Here is a 16,597-nt window from a genome sequence, read left to right on the forward strand (position 1 = left end):
ACCCTACGGAATCGGACGAGCCGCAGCCAGCCGGGCTACGCGCACCGCGCCCCCCGGCAGACGTGCTCTCCGATCGGTCGGTCACGCCGACCAGCGTCTCACAGCAACGATCCCCACTCATGACCGCGCCCCGTCCGCACCCTGCTCGACCGTGCGAGGCCACATACTTCGTCGTCGGTCCAGGCGCCGGCGCCTTCGCGCACGAAGCACGCCTTGCCTGCGGCAACCTCACTGCATGCGGCAATCTCGCCTGGTGGCACCAGTTATCCGGCCCCGATCCGCGCGCGGGCGACAACCGGGTATCGTTCATGAGATAACCCGGTGCGCACCCCTACTGCCGGGGAACCGACTGGGAGAGCCGACATGACTGACCTCGTGGACCGGATGACGTCGCGCAGATCCTCGTCCGGGGCCACGGCACCCGCCAAACGCGGTACCCGACTTCCGCGCGACGAGAGACGTCAACAGTTACTCGCCGCGGCAAGTGAAGTCTTCGTACAGCGCGGCTATCACGCCGCCGGCATGGACGAGATCTCGCAGTGCGCTGGGGTGAGCAAGCCGGTGCTATACCAGCACTTCAGCAGCAAACTGGAGCTGTACCTCGCGGTGCTGCAGAACTACGTGGACATGCTGGTGTCCAGCGTGCGGCAGGCGCTGCGGTCGACCACCGACAACAAGCAGCGGGTGCGCGCCGCGGTGCAGGCGTACTTCGATTTCGTGGACAACGAGATGCAGGGCTTCCGCCTGGTCTTCGAGTCCGACCTGACCAGTGAGCCGCAGGTGCAGCGCCGCGTCGAGCAGGCCACGGAGGCGTGCGTGGACGCGGTCTTCGACTTGGTGGCGCACGACTCGGGCCTCGACCCCTACCGGGCGCGCATCCTGGCCGTCGGGCTGGTCGGCGCGAGCCAGTTCACGGCACGCTACTGGCTGGAGGCCGATCGGCCGATCCCGAAGGACGAGGCGGTCGACACCACCGTCTCGCTCGCGTGGGGCGGCCTGAAGCACGTGCCGCTGCACCCGATCGGCTGAGCCACCCGCTCGGCTGAGCCGCAGCCGCTCGAAACGCGACGAGCCCCTGTCCCCGAGCGATCGGGGACAGGGGCTCGTTGCGTGTGGGCCGGACGCCGAGGATCAGACCGCGGCGAAACCGACGCGACCGCTGGCGGGCGACCCGATCTCCACGTACGCGACCTTCGAAGCCTGAATCAGGAACTTGCGGCCCTTCTCATCGGTGAGTGACAAGACCCCGCCGTCACCGCCGAGCGCACCGGACACCAGCGCATCGACCTCGTCCTGGGTCTGGGTGCTGTTGATCACCAGCTCGCGCGGGCTATCCGAAATACCGATCTTGACCTCCACGGCCAACCTCCGAACCTGAGAGTCCTGTGCTGTCGAATCCAGGCTAGTGCTCCCCCGCCTCTCCGCGAATATCGGCCGTACCAGTCGGGTGGCGCTGGATTTGCGTTCAGGTCCTGCGTTCGGTGCCGCTTCAGGTCTGGGTGTGCCCGGTGAGTTACCCATGTACCTGCGAAATCAGTCGTTGCGTTTGGGTGATCGCGGATTGCGGTGTTCGGCAGACAGGGCGGTGTCCGGCTGACCGGGTGGTGTTCGCCGTTCGAGAACACCGGCGGGGTCGCTACTTCCTGTAGTTACTTCGGCTCGATGACCTCGATCTCGAGCTCGATCCGCACGGCGTCGCTGAGCAGGCCGGGCAGGGCGGGCCCGACGCTGAAATCGCTGCGCTTGATGGTGCCGGTGGCGGAGAAGCCCGCGTGCCGGTTGTCGGTCGGGGCGAAGTGCTCCACGCCGCCCCACTCGACATCCAGGGTGACCGGCTTGGTGATCGTCCCGATCGTGACCTCGCCCTCGACCTGGAAGGTCTGCGCGGCGACAACCGGCTTGGTGGTGCGGAAGGTCAGCGTGGGACGGTTGGCGACATCGAGGAAGTCGGCGGCGCGCATGTGCTCGTCGCGGCCCGCGTTACCGCTGTCGAAAGAATCGAGGTGGATCGTCGCGTCGACGGTGGCCGCGCCCGACTCGTCGACCACGAATTCGGTCTCGAACCGGGTGAATCCGCCACGCACCCGGGAGATGCCGAGATGGCGAACGGTGAAGGAGACCGAGGAGTGCGCGGTGTCCAGTGCCCAGGAACCGGCTTTCAGCTGAGTTGTCGTGGTGGATTCCGAGGTAGATGTCATGCCTCCGACAATGAACGGACCACAGTCCGTTAGCCAGACCGGCCTTATCCTGGACCTGACAGGGCGCGGCTAACCGGGCACGATGGGACGCATGGCTCGTAACGGATTTTCGGAGTTCCTCATCGCACGGCGCGCCGAATTGCGACCCTCGGATGTCGGGCTGCCCGAGGGCCGGCGGCGCCGAACGCCGGGCCTGCGGCGCGAGGAGGTCGCGGTCCGCGCGGGCGTCAGCGCCGACTATCTGGCTCGGCTGGAGCAAGGCCGCGACACGAACCCGTCGATAGCCGTGATCGACGCGCTGGCCGACGCCCTGCTGCTGCGCGGCGACGATCGCCAGTACTTCAGCATGCTCGCGTTCGCCCCGGGCAACCAATCCCGTTGCCCGGGCCGCGAAGCCGCCGAGGAGCAGGTGGCCCCGACAATCGAGAAGATCCTGCACGCATTGCAGCCGACTCCGGCGTTCGTGGTCGGCCGGAAGCTGAACGTCCTGGGCTGGAATCAGGCGTGGGCCGATTTCGTCGCGCCGCTCGGCCTGCTGGACGGGCCGGGCCAGCCCAACTTGGCGTGGTACACCTTCACTCACCCTGCCGCGCGGCATATCCTGCACAACTGGGAGTACGCCGCCGACACCTTCGCTGCCACGCTCTGCCGCGCCAAACTGCATTGGCCAGGCGATGATTCACTGCGGGAGACGATCGAGGCGCTGCGCAGGCTCCCGGATTTCACGGATCGCTGGAAGCCGCACCGGGTCGGCGTCTCCGGCTCGGGCACGCTCGAACTCGACCACCCGGTGCACGGGCTGATCGAAATACCGTACGAGACCCTGGAGGTCGACCGCGACCAGAGCGTGGTCGTCTGGCTGGCCGACCGGGCCGGCGCACACGCGCCGGGCCTGCGGCTGGTACCGACCGGGCGGTGAACAACTAGCTTTCCGCCGGATCTTCCGCCGGGTAACGAGGGATTCGCGTTCAGGTCCTGCGTCGGCGCCACACGGGTGCTGGGCGTACCCGGTGAGCGTCAGATGCCGAGGGCCACCATGCGTTCGGCGTGGCTGGTCTGCATCCGCTCGAACAGCGCGGCGATGCCGTTGAGATCGCCGGTGGCGGTGAGGAGCAGATCGGTGAGTTCGTCGCGCTGCGCCATGACGTACTGGGCCTGGGTGATCGCCTCGCCGAGCAGCCGCCTGCCCCACAGCGTAAGACGGTCGCGTTCCGAACGGCTCTCGGTAACCGCCCGGCGCACCTCCTCGACCACGAATTCGGAGTGCCGGGTCTCGGCGAGCGCGTCCCGCACCACCGCCGCTACGTCGGGAGTGAGGGCGCCGGCGATCGCGGTGTAGAAGTCCGCGGCGATGCCATCGCCGACGTAGAACTTCACCATCGACTCGAGCCAGGTCGAGGGATCGGTGGACGCGTGGTAGTCGTCCAGCGCCCGGACGAACGGCGCCATAGCGTCGAAGATGTCCACGCCGCGTGCGGCGAGCGCGGACTCGAGCGTCTTGAAGTGCGCCATCTCGGCCGCGGCCATCGTCGCCACCGCGACCTTGCCCCGCAAGGTCGGCGACAGCTTCGCCTCTTCGGCCAGCCGATAGAACGCGGAGATCTCACCGTAGGCGAGCACCGCGAACAGATCGGTGACGCCAGGATGGCTCGCAGGGATGGAGAGGGTTGCTGGGTCGGTCGACGAAACACCTAGCGCGGCAGGTGACTGTGCTCCCATGCGCCCCAGCGTAATACTCGGCGCGGGTTCTGCGGGCTCAGCGACGAACTTCTCCAGATAACTCGCTGTCGTGTCGCGCGCGTTCGACCCGGCAGGATCTCCGAGCTGTCGGCGGACGCGGTTTGGTACCGGACCAGCGCAGCGGCGGTGCGCGCGCGGGTCCCCACCTCGACTGAGGCAGCCGGGTGATCACGTCGGCGGGTCCATCGAGCAGCAGGACCAACGCGGGCGGTTTCGCCCACTCGACGCGACACGCCCCGAGCCGGACGATACCGCGCCCGATGTCGTTGCGGAGAATAAGCCGGTTCCGGCGGGAACCACGCCGGGCTCTGCTCGGCCCGCCGGGCAGCGCCGCGGCGTAGTCCGCGCCCACGCCTCGGGCAGAACCCGGCCCGCCGTGTACGGGTGGATCCGGCCGAAGCCGCCGGCCCGGTCGCGGGCTCACTGCTGCGCGCGGGGCGGCGCGAAATGCGAAGGATGTCTGCCGGTAACCACGCAACCCGTTGCCGACGCCGCACTCCGCGACGCCGGTTGGAAAATAAGCGACGGCGGCCGGCGGCGCGAGTCCGGTCCAGATTTGCCGCGCCGGATGAATTGCCATGTGGCACAGCGCGCGTCGGCGCCCGCCGTGGTGAAAGCGTGCCGCAGTGTGCACCATTTTCGATAGCGCGCCGCGGCGGCAATTCGAGCGACGCACAATATCACGCTACAATCACCGTGGACAACGGAAAGTTTCGCTCGACCGAGTTGCCAGGCGCCGCACGCACGCGAACCCGCGGGACGGTGTCAGGACTGCCGACCAGTTTCGGGTGCGAGGTTTCGTTGGACAAGAAAATGTGCGCGCACCAGTTCCGCGTCACCACTGCGCCGCGCCGATGTCTTGCGAGGTAGCCGCCGTTTCTGGCAGGCGCCCGGCATCCGGAGCGTGGCCGGGTGAGTATCTCCAGCGGAATCGTGGTCGTCGTGGACCGCCCGGTCCGCCCCATCTCGTGCGCGCGGGACGTGATTACGAGGAAGGCACGAACCTGAGCAAGATCACCGTAGATCAGGAACCTGGGCTGGCGGATACCCTGTTGACGGCCGAACTGGACGCAACGCATACCGCCCCGACTTTCGCCGAATTGGGCGTGCGCGCGGAAATCGTCCGCGCGCTCGGCGAGATCGGCATCGAACGTACTTTCGCCATTCAAGAACTGACCCTCCCACTCGCGCTCGCCGGCGAGGATCTCATCGGCCAGGCGCGCACCGGAATGGGTAAAACCTTCGGATTCGGCGTGCCACTGCTGCATCGGATCGCGACCGCCGAATCCGGCACCACACCGCTGGACGGCACGCCGCGGGCACTGGTCATCGTGCCGACCCGCGAGCTGTGCCTGCAGGTCACCCAGGACTTGGAGAACGCGAGCAAATACCTGACCAACCACCAGGGACCGCTGCGGGTCGCGTCCATCTACGGCGGCCGGCCCTACGAGGCGCAGATCGCGGCGCTGCGGGCAGGCGTGGACGTGGTGGTCGGCACGCCGGGCCGACTACTCGACCTCGCCGACCAACAGCACCTCATCCTCGGCAAGATCGGCGTGCTCGTGCTCGACGAAGCCGATGAGATGCTGGACCTCGGCTTCCTGCCGGACATCGAGCGGATTCTCGGCATGGTCCCGGACAAGCGCCAGACCATGCTGTTCTCGGCGACCATGCCCGGCCCGATCATCACGTTGGCCCGCACCTTCCTGACCCGTCCGACGCATATCAGGGCCGAGGAGCCGCACGACTCCGCGGTGCACGACCGCACCGCCCAGTTCGTCTACCGCGCGCACGCGCTGGACAAGGGCGAGCTGATCGCGCGGATCCTGCAAGCCGACAGCCGCGGCGCCACGATGATCTTCACCCGGACCAAGCGCACCGCGCAGAAGGTGGCCGACGAACTGGCCGAGCGCGGGTTCGCGGTGGGCGCGGTGCACGGCGACCTGGGGCAGATCGCCCGCGAGAAGGCGCTGACCAAGTTCCGCAAGGGCGCCATCGACGTACTCGTCGCGACCGACGTCGCCGCCCGCGGCATCGACATCGACGACGTCACGCACGTCATCAACTACCAGTGCCCGGAGGACGAGAAGACCTACGTGCACCGGATCGGCCGGACCGGCCGGGCCGGGCGCACGGGCGTCGCGGTGACCCTGATCGACTGGGACGAGCTCAACCGCTGGTCGGCGATCGACGGCGCGCTCGGGCTCGGCATCCCCGATCCGGTCGAGACGTATTCGCGCTCGCCGCACTTGTACGCCGACCTCGGCATTCCCGAAGACGTTACCGGCGCGGTGCGCAAGCCGAAGCCGGAGCGCGACCCGGACGCGGTCGTAGTCGAGCGCCCGGCCCGCGCCCCGCGCAAACGCAACCGCAAGCGCACCCGGGGCGGTCAGCCGATCGACGGCATGCCGGACGTTACCGACACTGCCGACAGCGCTGAACGCACGGGAGACGCTGAACTCACGGGAGACGCTGAACTCACCGGCGACGACGCGCAGGCCATCCAGACCGACGCCGACGCGGCCGACCGGCCCGCACGACGCAGGCGCAGGCGGCGCAAGGCGGCCGGTGACGCCGCGGATCAGGCCACCACCGACGCCGCCGGCACCGAAGACCCCGGCAGCACACCCGAGGGCGGTGCCGACGAGACCGAATCCGCCGACCGGTCCACCCGCCGTCGGCGCAGGCGGCGCAGGCCCACGGACGGTGGCGCCGCCGACGGCATCGACAGCACGGCCGAGCCGACCGCCGTCGCGTCGGCCTGACCGGCTCGATCGGCTAGTCTCGCATCCGTGCTCGCACCCGAGCGTCGGACACGCGCCGACATCATCTGCGCCGTGGCCATCGCGGTTCTCGTGGTGGTCGCGGGGGTCGTGGTCTGGGTACGCGGAGACGCGCACGGCACCGAATCGGTGACCGCGGCGACCACCGTGCCCACTCCGGTCGCGGCCGATCGGCTGCCGACGTCGCTGCGCGAACTGTGGTACGCACCGGACAGCGCGAGCGCGCGAGCGCTCGTGTCCGGCGGTGTCGCGGTGACCGGCGACGACGGCACCGTCATAGGCCGCGACCCACGTACCGGCGATCAGCTCTGGAAGTACCGGCGCGACATACCGCTGTGCGGGATCGAGGCACAGTACGGCATGGTCGTCGCGGTGTATCGCGACGAGCGCGGCTGCAGCCAGACCACGCTGCTCGCCGGAGACAGCGGCGACCGGCGCACCGCGCGCAGCAGCTACATGGATTCGAACGTGCGGCTGTCGGTCGACGGCACGTACGTCCTCGCGCAGGGGCCGCGGCGGCTGGAGGTGTGGCGGTCGGATCTGGTGCGCACCGTCGAGTACGGCTTCGTCGACGCGCCGGTGAACGTGAAGACTCAGCCACGCAGAGGCTGCACCCTGCTGTCGTCGAGTTCCAGCCCGTCCCGGCTCGCCGTGCTGGAACACTGCCCCGCCGACCCCGGCGACCGGCTCACGGTGCTCAACCCGGCGCCCAAGGACAACACCGTCCCCGAGGAATACGGCTCGCACGTATTGACCGGTCCCGGAACGGATTCCACCGATGCCCGGGTGATTGCGGTATCGGACGGCCGGATCGTGCTGTACTTGCCGGGTATCGCGACAAGCACCGAATCACTGCCGCCGCGTCTGGCCGTCTACGACGGAAACGGTAATCCGATTGTGGTACATCAGCTTCCGGCGCCGCTGAGTCCGGACGCCACCACCACCCGGATCGGCTCGGCCTACCTGGTCTTCACCGGCAACAGCGTAATCGCCTTGAACGCAAGCACATTCGACCCGCTGTGGACCTCGGGCGCCGCCCTCGGCGCTCCTGCGCTCATGGCGGGCGAACTGCTGTTACCCACCAACGGCGCGCTGACCTTGCTCGACCCGGCCACGGGGACCGAAGTCGGACGCATCCCGGTGGAGCGGCCCGGCTATTCCGGCAGGCCCATCTCCCTTGCGGTGCTCGGGAACACCGTGCTCGAACTCCGCGACGGAGGGCTGCACGCCCTCGGCTGACCGCGTTTGTCCGGCCGTGTCCCCCACGGTTGGCGCTATCGGCCCGCGGACGTCGCACTGTGCCCGCTCGACCGGAGGCCGAATTGTGTCGGTGTCCTCCGGCACACTGACCGTATGAGCGAACCCGAGTCGACCGCATCGGAATCCAAGCCCGCGATCACGTCCTATGACGATCCGAGCGCCCCATGGAACCGGTACTCCGACGAGGAGGTCACCCACTGGAACGGCGGTGTGATCCAGGAGTTCCGCGACAACGACGGCAAAGTCGGCGGCGCCTACGAGGGCAGCGAACTGTTGCTGCTCACCAGCATCGGGGCCAAAAGCGGTAAACAGCATGTGGTCCCGCTCGCCCTGGGGCGGCGGGCGGAGGCCATCTATGTGAGCTCGTTCATCGAGGACCGGTACCCGGCCTGGTACTACAACGTGAAGGCCGATTCTCGCGTCACCATCGAGCTGGGTTCGACCAGCTACCGGGGCACGGCGCGGGCGCTCGAAGGCAGCGAGTACGAGGAGTTCGCGACATGGGTGTTGGCGAACAACCCACTGCTCGCGGACTTCCAGTCCAGGATCACCCGTCCGCTGCCACTGGTGGTACTCGAACTCGGCGATCCCATCCGGCCGTGAGCGGGCGCCGGCGCGGCGCCGTGGGCACACCCGGTGCGGGCGGTGCCCCGTGGCCGTGGCCATGATGGGAGGCATGTCCGCACACGATGGCGCCAGACTCGTTCTGCTCCGGCACGGCGAAACAGCCTGGTCTCGCGAGCGACGCCACACCGGTCGCACCGATCTGCCGCTCACCGACCACGGCGAGCGGCAGGCCGCGGCCGCCGGACGTCTGCTTGCCGCGCTGCAACTGCGGAAGCCTCTGGTGCGCACCAGCCCTCGGCAACGCGCGGTCCGCACTGCGGAGCTGGCCGGGCTCACCGGCATCGTGATCGACAACGACCTCGCCGAATGGGACTACGGTGCCTATGAGGGCCTGACCACCCCGCAGATCCGCGAGTCCGCCCCCGGCTGGACCATCTGGACCGGCGAGGTCCCCGATGGCGAGTCCGCGGACCAGGTCCGCGTGCGAGCCGACCGGGCGTTGACCACCGTCGCACCGGTCCTCTCCGAGCGGGATGCCGTGCTGGTGGGACACGGCCACTTCTCCCGCGCGCTGATCGCCAGGTGGGCGGAATTCGAGGTCAGGGAGGGCCGCCGTTTCGCGATGTCGACCGGCGCGGTGACCGTCCTCGGTTACGAACATGACGCACGCACCATCCACGCACACAACCTGGTACCCAACGGAGCCCAACTGTGACCCGAACCGTCCACACCGGCGCGACCGAGCCGAACGCCGGCACGGCTGACGATCCCGACGCGACCGAACCCAGCGCAATCGCACCCGGCGCCGGCGAGCGCACCACGACCGACGCCGAACCGGGCAAACTCTCGGCAATCGACACTGATTCGACGAGCACGGCTTCGAAGACCATCGATCTGGGCGCTGCGGTCCTGCGCCGCGCCGTCCCGGCCGACGTCCCGGCCCTGGTCGACCTCATCTACGACCTGGCCGACTATGAGAAAGCGCGACATGAGTGCTCGGTCACCGCCCAGCAGCTGCATACCGCGCTGTTCGGGCCGGAGCCGAAGGTCTTCGCACACGTAGTGGCGGACCGGACGGGTCTGCTCGGCTGCGCCATCTGGTTTCTCAACTTCTCCACCTGGGATGGTGTGCACGGCATCTACCTGGAAGACCTGTACGTCAAGCCGGAGACCAGGGGGAAGGGTTACGGCAAGGCACTGCTCACCGCGCTGGCGAAGGAGGCGGTGGACAACGGCTACAGCCGTGTCGCCTGGTCGGTGCTGACCTGGAACAAGCCCTCGATCGAGTTCTACGAATCGATCGGCGCCGTGGCCCAGGACGAATGGCTCGGCTACCGGCTGGCGGGCGACGCGCTCGGCAGGCTGGCCGCCGAAGCGCGGTAACGGATGTCCTGGCTCGCGCAGGTTGATCGGGAGCCACGGCCCGCAACCCCCAGTCCCCCGCAATAGCCGGGATCTAGTTCGGTTCCACTCCGTAGTCCTGTGCCATCCAGCGGGTCGACGGCGGTGCGAACAGCAGCACGAGCGCCGTTACCGCGACCAGCCCGAGCAGCGCTCCGTAGAGCGGCTGGTGTGAATCGGTGAGCAGCGACCAGGTGACCGGGAGCAGCAGCAATTGAGCGATCACGGCGATGGCGCGGCCCCAGCGTTTCCCGAGCAGCAGTCCGATGCCCGCGGCCAGCACCGCCCCGCCGAGCAGGCCGAACCAAGCAGCCGTGCCGTAGCCGCTCGCGGCGGTCTGGTCGTGACCGAGCAGGCCGCGCACGACCAGCACGATCGCGGCCACCACGGCGACCGCCCCTTCGAGCGTCACCAAGCCACCGGCGACGCGCACCGTCACCGGCACATCCGCCGAACCTGCACCCTTGACGCTCACGACCGCCCCTCTCCGGCGCCGCGCCCCGATCCGCGTGACCGCGCACGATGTCCTCGGCTCACTCGATAACGCTCGCTCACGCGGCAAGCCTACGACCCGGACGACCGGGACCCGGCCTCGGCGTAGACCGACGGCCGTGTCCCGCCGGCGGCGGCGCTCGCCGCTTTCCGGCACGCAGCCGTGGCGAACTAGGCTGCGAACGTGCGGACGCTGCTGATCGTCAACCCGAATGCCACCTCGACCACGCCGGCGACCCGAGACCTGCTGGCGCACGCGTTGGAAAGCCGCACTCAGCTGACCGTCGCGCACACCCAGCACCGCGGCCACGCGGCGGAGCTGGCGCAGTGGGCAGCGACCAACGAGCTGGATCTGATCGTCGTCCACGGTGGCGATGGGACGGTCAACGAGACCATCAACGGCTTCCTCCCGCTGCCCGAACTGGCCGACGGCCAGGCCTGGCTGCCGCGCCTCGGCGTGATCCCCGGCGGCTCGGCGAATGTCTTCGCGCGGGCGCTGGGCATCGCACCGGACCCGGTCACCGCCACCAACCAGCTCATCGACCTGCTCACCGTGGATGCCGACCGCCGCATCGGCCTCGGCACAGCCGACGACCGCTGGTTCTGTTTCAGCGCGGGCGTCGGGTTGGACGCCGATGTCTGTGCGGCGATCGACAGCAGCCGCGCCCGCGGCCGTACCGCCACACCGAGCCGTTATCTTCGAACGACCGTGCGGCAATTTTTTCGGGCGAAGCGCGCTCAGCCAGGCGTTCGGGTGGAGGTCCCGGGCCGCGAGCCCCTAGCTGGCGTTCATTACGCCTTCGTTACCAACACCACACCATGGACCTACCTGAACGCCACACCGGTGCACACGAACCCAGGGACGCGGTTCGAAACGGGACTAGGTGTATTTGCCGTGCGCTCCATGGCGGTGCTCCCGACGCTCCTGCTCGCCCGGCAGCTTCTGACCGCCCACGGAAACCCAAAGTCTCGCAATTTATTTCGCGACGACGATGTTGCCTCGGTGCGAATCGAGGCCAAGGAACCCATCGGCCTGCAAATCGACGGCGACTACATCGGAAAACGCAACGTGGTGGATTTCACCGCGGTGCCCGATGTCCTCGCAGTGGTCGCTCCGCAGCCCGCCGAATGCGAAACGCCGTGAAAAACATCGCAGTTGTGCTGCGAAAACGGGGTTGAGCGAGTACAAAGGACCGGCGGGCTCCCCGTGCGGGGGCCCTTGGAGCGTGACCTTCCCCACGGTGCACCGCGTACCTATTGACATCTACGGTGTTCGTGAAAGCATTCACAAGCAACCGTGCGGAAACATTCGAGTCGCACAAATTGAACGAACCACAAACCATAGGCGCCCTGCGCGGCGCCCAGCAAAGGAGCAGAGGAATGGACTGGCGCCACAAGGCCATCTGTCGCGATGAGGACCCCGAGCTGTTCTTCCCGGTGGGTAACAGTGGTCCGGCGCTCGCGCAGATTGCCGATGCCAAGCTGGTCTGCGCTCGCTGCCCCGTCACCGCCGACTGCCTGTCCTGGGCCCTTCAGTCCGGACAAGACGCCGGCGTATGGGGTGGTATGAGCGAGGACGAGCGCCGGGCGCTGAAGCGCCGTAACGCGCGCACCCGCACCCGTAGCGTCGTTTGAGAAAGACCACCTGACCGGGCCATTCAGCGCTCCGGCCCGGTAAGCATTTTCAGCCCGGCACCCATAGGTGCCGGGCTGTGTTGCGTCCGGAGCCGCGAACCCGCCGCGCCCGCGCGGCCGAAAACACAGCTCAGCGGCCCGAGCGGCGTCCCAAGGGGACGCGGAGGACGGCATCGGTGCCGATGTCGGCACCGGGGTGCAGGCCGATGGAGCCGCCGAGTTCGGCGGTGACCAGGGTGCGGACGATTTGCAGGCCGAGACGGTCGGAGGATTCCAGGCTGAAACCTGGCGGCAAGCCGCGGCCGTCGTCGCTGATTATCACGTCCAGCCAGCGGGCGGAACGCTCGGAACGGATTGTCACCGTGCCGTTTTCGCCGGAATCGAAGGCGTGCTCGATGGCGTTCTGCACCAGTTCGGTCAGCACCATCACCAGCGGAGTCGCGCGCTCGGCGGAGAAGACACCGAGCGAACCGACACGACGCACTTTGATGCGCGCCGTGTGCACGGTGGCGACGTCGGCCATGATCGGCAACAGCCGGTCGACGACCTCATCGAGGTCGACCTCCTCGTCCACCGACATGGACAGCATTTCGTGCACCGACGCGATCGAGGTGACCCGGCGCACCGACTCGGTGAGCGCGACCTGCGCCTCTTCGTTCTCGGTGCGGCGGGCTTGCAGGCGAAGCAGGGCCGCCACGGTTTGCAGGTTGTTCTTCACCCGGTGATGGATCTCCCGGATGGTGGCGTCCTTACTGAGCAGCGCGCGATCGCGGCGCTTGACCTCGGTGACGTCGCGAACCAGGACGGCGGCGCCGGCCAGTTCGCCATGCGGGCGCAGCACCAGGGTGCGCAGCAGCACGGTGGCGCCGCGCGCTTCGACCTCCATGCGCCGCCCGGTCCGGCCGGCCAGCGCGGCCTGGATGTCGCCGACCACCTCCTGCGCGTCGAATGGGTCGGTGATCAGGGAGCGCGTGGTGATGGCGAGATCCTGCCCGGCCAGGTCAGCCTGCAAACCCATCCGGTGATAGGCCGACAGCGCGTTCGGGCTGGCGTAGACGACGATGCCGTTGGTGTCGAGCCGGATGAAACCATCTCCCGCGCGGGGGCTGGAATGGGTGGCCGCCCGGTCTTCGGTGGTCGGGAAGGTGCCGTCGGCGATCATCTGGCACAGGTCGTCGGCGCACGCCACGTAAGCGATCTCCAGTTGGCTGCGCACCCGGGAACGTTGCATATCGGTGTCCCGGCTGAGCACCGCGATCACGTCGTCACCGCAGCGCACCGGGATCGCCTCGCGGATCGCGTGCATCGGATGCGGGTGATACACGCCGGATGCCTCGACCTCGCTGTCGGCGCCCACGATCGCACCGGTCATCAGCGCGTCGAATACCTGCGGGTGGTCGGCTCGCAGGGCGATCGTGCCGACCAGGTCCTCCTGGTGCACGGTGGGCGCGGTGGTCGGGCGGCACTGCGCGACGCACACGATATCCGAACCGTCGATCACCGGGCCCGCTCCGACCCACAACAGCAAGTCGGCGAAGGACAGGTCGGCCAGCAGTTGCCAATCGCCCACCACGCGCTGCAGATGGTCGACGGCGACGCCGGGTAGGTCGGTGTGCTCGGCCAGCAATTCGCTCAGTGTCGCCATGAAAATCTACCGCCGGGATCGATCAGGAAATGACCGCGATGAGATGTCCGGCCTTGATCGCGTCGCCTTCCTCGACGCCGATCGAGGTCACCGTGCCGCTGGACTCCGCGAGCACCGGAATCTCCATCTTCATCGACTCGAGAATCACCAGGGTGTCGCCCTCCGCGACCTCGTCGCCCTCGCCGACGACCACCTGATACACGACCGATACCAGCTCGGCGAGCACTTCCTCAGCCATGGCACCCCATTCCCTCGTTGGCCTGTATCCGCTGACGGTACAGCCAACCACACATGAAACAATGGCCTTCAATCAGAAGGGAGACTACTCATGGGTAAGCGCGGACGTAAGAAGCGTAGCCGCAAGGGAAACGCGGCCAACCACGGCAAGCGGCCCAACGCCTGAGCGCACGCTCGGCCCGCAAACGTGAAGCGGCACGCACTTCCAGCGGAAATGCGTGCCGCTCGGCGTCTGGGACCGGCCTAATCGGAGGTCTCGGCCGAACTCTCGGTGGTGATGAACGTGCGACGCAGTTCAATGGTCAGGCGTTCGCGTAGCGCCTCCGGCGCGCGGTCACCGCCGCACTTACGACTGAGCAGGCCCTTGATCTTCTCCTCGATGCCGTAGGCCTCGATACACGGACCGCAGTGCTCCATGTGGTGCTGTAGACGAGCGCGCGTCGCTTCGTCGCACTCCCCATCCAGCATCAACCACACGTCGGTGAGTACCGCCGTGCAGTCGAGTTCCATGTCCGGGTCCCACTCGCTCACGACTCCGCCTCGCCGGCACTCGGCCCCGGCACGAGCGAGTGCTCGGCGGTGCTCATGGTTCGCTCGTTGCGCTCGCTCACTGCTTGACCTCCTGCCGTTCCCCCGAACGGTTGAATCCACGCTCACGCGCCACATCGGCGAGCAAGCCCTTCAGTTGCTTCCGGCCGCGGTGCAGCCGGGACATCACCGTACCGATGGGGGTGCCCATGATGTCGGCGATCTCCTTGTACGGGAAGCCCTCGACATCCGCGTAGTACACCGCCATCCGGAATTCCTCCGGCAGTTCCTGCAGCGCCGCCTTGATATCGTCGTCCGGCAACGCGTCCAATGCCTCGACCTCGGCCGAACGTAGGCCCTGTGAGGTGTGCTCGGCGGTGGCGGCCAACTGCCAGTCGGTGATCTCGTCGGTCGGGTACTGCGCGGGCTGCCGCTGCTTCTTGCGGTAGGAATTGATGTAGGTGTTGGTCAGGATCCGGTACAGCCAGGCACGGAGGTTGGTGCCCTCCCGGAACGACTTGAACCCCTGAAACGCCTTGACGTAGGTCTCCTGGACCAGGTCCTCGGCATCCGCCGGGTTCCTGGTCATACGCAGCGCGGCACCGTAGAGCTGGTCCAGCAGCGGCAGCGCGTCGCGCTCGAACCGCTGTGCCAGCTCCGCATCATCGACAGCGGCGACATCGTCGGCCGCCACGTCATCGTCGCTCGTCACACCTATCCCTTCGATCGCCGTACCTGCCAAATCTACCGGCAGCGGCATATCGACCGGGACTCCGCCTTCCGTCGGTGACACCACGGTCCATACCGAACGATCGTCGAGCAGCACGGGCACCGGCATCTCCTTCACGTCTGAATCGGGCGCATCTTCGTAGGGCCTGCTCACACGATGCGAAACCCTCCGAGCACTGTGTATCGCCTACAACATGCCCGGCCCCCGCGGTGTTCCCGTGCCGCATGGGCGGGCGGGAAACTCCAGGAAATCCTGCTGCGGTGCGGGCTGGTGCCACCGCTAATGTTTCGACTATGGCAGCAGGCCCGACACCCGCGATCCGCACAGTGACCCAGGCCGAAGTGGCCCACCGGGTGCATGCTTACAAACACGATCCGCGGGCCGACTCCTACGGCACCGAGGCGGTCGAGGCATTGCGCACGCAACTCGGCGTCGCGGCTGAGCAGATCTTCAAGACCCTGGTCATCGAGTTGGCCACCGGCTCACTCGCGGTCGCGGTGCTGCCCGTGCCGAACACGTTGTCACTGAAGGCCGCCGCCGCGGCGCTGGGCGCACCGAAAGCGACCATGGCCGACCGGACGCGGGCGGAGAAGTCGACCGGGTACGTGCTCGGCGGCATCTCGCCACTCGGCCAGCGCAAACCGCTGCCCACCGTGATCGACGACTCGGTATTGTCCTGGGACCGGGTGCTGTGCAGCGCGGGACGACGTGGACTGGAGATCGAGCTGGCGCCCGCCGATCTGATCCGGCTGACCGCCGCAGTGACCGCGCCGGTGACATCCGCTTGAATCCAGCCATATTCGCCGCGATCTGTGCGTTACTTGAACCGGCCAGTTGATCCGACTCGAGGATGTGATGCGAATGTTCGCGCAGCAGCGTTTGCGCACCATGATCGTCGTGTTGTTCGGGACTCCCATCGTGGCGCTCGGTTCGGTGACGGTCCTCGCCCCGGAGGCCGCCGCCGCGCCGACCGATCCACCGGTCACGCAGGTCAGCGGTTACCACTTCGACTTCGGCGGCCAGCGCAACAGCAACCCGTTCGATTTCGACGGACGGGGCAACAATGGCTTGACCGGTCAAAACATGTTCAGCGACGGCGACCGGACCGGGAAGGCCGAGAAGCTCGGCGGGAATCTCACCACCAAGCTCATCGACCTGGTCGCCGGGATGATCAAATGCGGACTGAATATCACCACGCCCAGTGTGAAGTGCAGTTTGTAATTTCTCGCGGTGTTGTTCGGCAGCGGTGTTGCCCGGCAGCGCCTTCGGCGCTGCCGGTTCGCATGCAGTCACCAGGATTCGGACCCCGCGGGCCGGCAGGTGCGTGGCCGCGCGGACACCTCGCTCGCCGACGGTTCGCCGCTGGGTGGGAACCGGGCGC

20 protein-coding genes are annotated in these 16,597 nt (G+C 67.7%); 12 read left to right on the forward strand and 8 right to left on the reverse strand.

The window, feature by feature from the left end:
* Positions 1 to 363 precede the first annotated feature (363 nt).
* Positions 364 to 1,029, forward strand: coding sequence for an HTH-type transcriptional activator FasR (fasR, locus tag ACT86A_RS15205; protein WP_445092760.1), 666 nt, complete (start codon positions 364 to 366; stop codon positions 1,027 to 1,029).
* 102 nt (positions 1,030 to 1,131) lie between these two features.
* Here the strand turns inward: fasR and ACT86A_RS15210 are convergent, their stop codons facing one another.
* Together ACT86A_RS15210 and ACT86A_RS15215 are read right to left on the reverse strand one after the other, a co-directional pair.
* Entirely contained in the window at positions 1,132 to 1,359 is a 228-nt protein-coding gene (locus ACT86A_RS15210) for a DUF3107 domain-containing protein (protein WP_445092761.1), read from the reverse strand.
* Positions 1,360 to 1,649: 290 nt separating this feature from the next.
* A complete protein-coding gene (locus ACT86A_RS15215) occupies positions 1,650 to 2,198 on the reverse strand; it encodes a YceI family protein (protein WP_445092762.1) in 549 nt (182 codons plus the stop codon).
* Positions 2,199 to 2,289: 91 nt separating this feature from the next.
* Between ACT86A_RS15215 and ACT86A_RS15220 the strand changes: the two genes are divergently transcribed.
* On the forward strand, positions 2,290 to 3,117 hold the full coding sequence (locus ACT86A_RS15220) for a helix-turn-helix domain-containing protein (protein ID WP_445092763.1): 828 nt from the start codon (positions 2,290 to 2,292) through the stop codon (positions 3,115 to 3,117).
* Between the two features lie 98 nt (positions 3,118 to 3,215).
* Here the strand turns inward: ACT86A_RS15220 and ACT86A_RS15225 are convergent, their stop codons facing one another.
* Complete coding sequence (locus ACT86A_RS15225; RefSeq protein WP_445092764.1) at positions 3,216 to 3,917, reverse strand: ferritin-like fold-containing protein; 702 nt, start codon at positions 3,915 to 3,917, stop codon at positions 3,216 to 3,218.
* Between the two features lie 1,058 nt (positions 3,918 to 4,975).
* On the opposite strand from ACT86A_RS15225, the gene ACT86A_RS15230 reads away from it, so the two are divergent.
* The 5 genes from ACT86A_RS15230 to ACT86A_RS15250 all read left to right on the forward strand — a co-directional run bounded on the left by ACT86A_RS15230 (position 4,976) and on the right by ACT86A_RS15250 (position 9,931).
* A complete protein-coding gene (locus ACT86A_RS15230; protein WP_445092802.1) occupies positions 4,976 to 6,703 on the forward strand; it encodes a DEAD/DEAH box helicase in 1,728 nt (575 codons plus the stop codon).
* Between the two features lie 27 nt (positions 6,704 to 6,730).
* Positions 6,731 to 7,960: an Rv3212 family protein gene (locus ACT86A_RS15235; protein WP_445092765.1), complete on the forward strand. Its 1,230-nt coding sequence runs from the start codon at positions 6,731 to 6,733 to the stop codon at positions 7,958 to 7,960.
* 114 nt (positions 7,961 to 8,074) lie between these two features.
* A complete protein-coding gene (locus ACT86A_RS15240; protein WP_445092766.1) occupies positions 8,075 to 8,584 on the forward strand; it encodes a nitroreductase/quinone reductase family protein in 510 nt (169 codons plus the stop codon).
* A gap of 73 nt (positions 8,585 to 8,657) precedes the next feature.
* Positions 8,658 to 9,263, forward strand: a complete 606-nt coding sequence (locus ACT86A_RS15245) for an acid phosphatase (RefSeq protein ID WP_445092767.1) — start codon at positions 8,658 to 8,660, stop codon at positions 9,261 to 9,263.
* Between the two features lie 179 nt (positions 9,264 to 9,442).
* A complete protein-coding gene (locus ACT86A_RS15250; RefSeq protein ID WP_445092803.1) occupies positions 9,443 to 9,931 on the forward strand; it encodes a GNAT family N-acetyltransferase in 489 nt (162 codons plus the stop codon).
* 73 nt (positions 9,932 to 10,004) lie between these two features.
* On the opposite strand, the gene ACT86A_RS15255 is transcribed toward ACT86A_RS15250, so the two are convergent.
* Positions 10,005 to 10,424 carry a hypothetical protein gene (locus ACT86A_RS15255; protein ID WP_445092768.1) on the reverse strand — a complete coding sequence of 140 codons (420 nt, stop codon included), beginning with the start codon at positions 10,422 to 10,424 and terminating at the stop codon, positions 10,005 to 10,007.
* 201 nt (positions 10,425 to 10,625) lie between these two features.
* On the opposite strand from ACT86A_RS15255, the gene ACT86A_RS15260 reads away from it, so the two are divergent.
* Positions 10,626 to 11,585 (forward strand): diacylglycerol/lipid kinase family protein, encoded by a 960-nt coding sequence (locus ACT86A_RS15260; RefSeq protein ID WP_445092769.1) that lies wholly within the window; start codon positions 10,626 to 10,628, stop codon positions 11,583 to 11,585.
* A gap of 236 nt (positions 11,586 to 11,821) precedes the next feature.
* Positions 11,822 to 12,076: a WhiB family transcriptional regulator gene (locus ACT86A_RS15265; RefSeq protein WP_445092770.1), complete on the forward strand. Its 255-nt coding sequence runs from the start codon at positions 11,822 to 11,824 to the stop codon at positions 12,074 to 12,076.
* 130 nt (positions 12,077 to 12,206) lie between these two features.
* Here the strand turns inward: ACT86A_RS15265 and ACT86A_RS15270 are convergent, their stop codons facing one another.
* Both ACT86A_RS15270 and ACT86A_RS15275 read right to left on the reverse strand, forming a co-directional pair.
* Positions 12,207 to 13,721, reverse strand: a complete 1,515-nt coding sequence (locus ACT86A_RS15270) for a sensor histidine kinase (protein WP_445092771.1) — start codon at positions 13,719 to 13,721, stop codon at positions 12,207 to 12,209.
* 22 nt (positions 13,722 to 13,743) lie between these two features.
* Complete coding sequence (locus tag ACT86A_RS15275) at positions 13,744 to 13,959, reverse strand: biotin/lipoyl-binding carrier protein (RefSeq protein WP_445092772.1); 216 nt, start codon at positions 13,957 to 13,959, stop codon at positions 13,744 to 13,746.
* Between the two features lie 90 nt (positions 13,960 to 14,049).
* On the opposite strand from ACT86A_RS15275, the gene ACT86A_RS15280 reads away from it, so the two are divergent.
* Complete coding sequence (locus ACT86A_RS15280; protein ID WP_022597109.1) at positions 14,050 to 14,124, forward strand: 50S ribosomal protein bL37; 75 nt, start codon at positions 14,050 to 14,052, stop codon at positions 14,122 to 14,124.
* Positions 14,125 to 14,201: 77 nt separating this feature from the next.
* Here ACT86A_RS15280 and rsrA read toward each other — a convergent pair whose 3' ends face one another.
* Both rsrA and ACT86A_RS15290 read right to left on the reverse strand, forming a co-directional pair.
* Positions 14,202 to 14,489, reverse strand: coding sequence for a mycothiol system anti-sigma-R factor (gene rsrA / locus ACT86A_RS15285; protein ID WP_445092773.1), 288 nt, complete (start codon positions 14,487 to 14,489; stop codon positions 14,202 to 14,204).
* 76 nt (positions 14,490 to 14,565) lie between these two features.
* Positions 14,566 to 15,246, reverse strand: coding sequence for a sigma-70 family RNA polymerase sigma factor (locus tag ACT86A_RS15290; protein WP_445092804.1), 681 nt, complete (start codon positions 15,244 to 15,246; stop codon positions 14,566 to 14,568).
* Positions 15,247 to 15,509: 263 nt separating this feature from the next.
* Here ACT86A_RS15290 and ybaK point away from each other — a divergent pair, with 263 nt between their 5' ends.
* Positions 15,510 to 16,004: a Cys-tRNA(Pro) deacylase gene (gene ybaK / locus ACT86A_RS15295; protein WP_445092774.1), complete on the forward strand. Its 495-nt coding sequence runs from the start codon at positions 15,510 to 15,512 to the stop codon at positions 16,002 to 16,004.
* Positions 16,005 to 16,077: 73 nt separating this feature from the next.
* Positions 16,078 to 16,437: a hypothetical protein gene (locus tag ACT86A_RS15300; protein ID WP_445092775.1), complete on the forward strand. Its 360-nt coding sequence runs from the start codon at positions 16,078 to 16,080 to the stop codon at positions 16,435 to 16,437.
* Positions 16,438 to 16,597: the final 160 nt, after the last annotated feature.

The organism is Nocardia glycosmidis (assembly GCF_052545115.1).

What these genes read in the sequence shown, in the direction of transcription:
- ACT86A_RS15225 (WP_445092764.1), bottom strand. Translation starts at nt 3,917, where the DNA reads ATGGGAGCACAGTCACCTGCCGCGCTAGGTGTTTCGTCGACCGACCCA.
- ACT86A_RS15265 (WP_445092770.1), top strand. Translation starts at nt 11,822, where the DNA reads ATGGACTGGCGCCACAAGGCCATCTGTCGCGATGAGGACCCCGAGCTG.
- ACT86A_RS15220 (WP_445092763.1), top strand. Translation starts at nt 2,290, where the DNA reads ATGGCTCGTAACGGATTTTCGGAGTTCCTCATCGCACGGCGCGCCGAA.
- fasR (WP_445092760.1), top strand. Translation starts at nt 364, where the DNA reads ATGACTGACCTCGTGGACCGGATGACGTCGCGCAGATCCTCGTCCGGG.
- ACT86A_RS15300 (WP_445092775.1), top strand. Translation starts at nt 16,078, where the DNA reads ATGTTCGCGCAGCAGCGTTTGCGCACCATGATCGTCGTGTTGTTCGGG.
- ACT86A_RS15240 (WP_445092766.1), top strand. Translation starts at nt 8,075, where the DNA reads ATGAGCGAACCCGAGTCGACCGCATCGGAATCCAAGCCCGCGATCACG.
- ACT86A_RS15275 (WP_445092772.1), bottom strand. Translation starts at nt 13,959, where the DNA reads ATGGCTGAGGAAGTGCTCGCCGAGCTGGTATCGGTCGTGTATCAGGTG.
- ybaK (WP_445092774.1), top strand. Translation starts at nt 15,510, where the DNA reads ATGGCAGCAGGCCCGACACCCGCGATCCGCACAGTGACCCAGGCCGAA.
- ACT86A_RS15290 (WP_445092804.1), bottom strand. Translation starts at nt 15,246, where the DNA reads ATGCCGCTGCCGGTAGATTTGGCAGGTACGGCGATCGAAGGGATAGGT.
- ACT86A_RS15270 (WP_445092771.1), bottom strand. Translation starts at nt 13,721, where the DNA reads ATGGCGACACTGAGCGAATTGCTGGCCGAGCACACCGACCTACCCGGC.
- ACT86A_RS15215 (WP_445092762.1), bottom strand. Translation starts at nt 2,198, where the DNA reads ATGACATCTACCTCGGAATCCACCACGACAACTCAGCTGAAAGCCGGT.
- ACT86A_RS15245 (WP_445092767.1), top strand. Translation starts at nt 8,658, where the DNA reads ATGTCCGCACACGATGGCGCCAGACTCGTTCTGCTCCGGCACGGCGAA.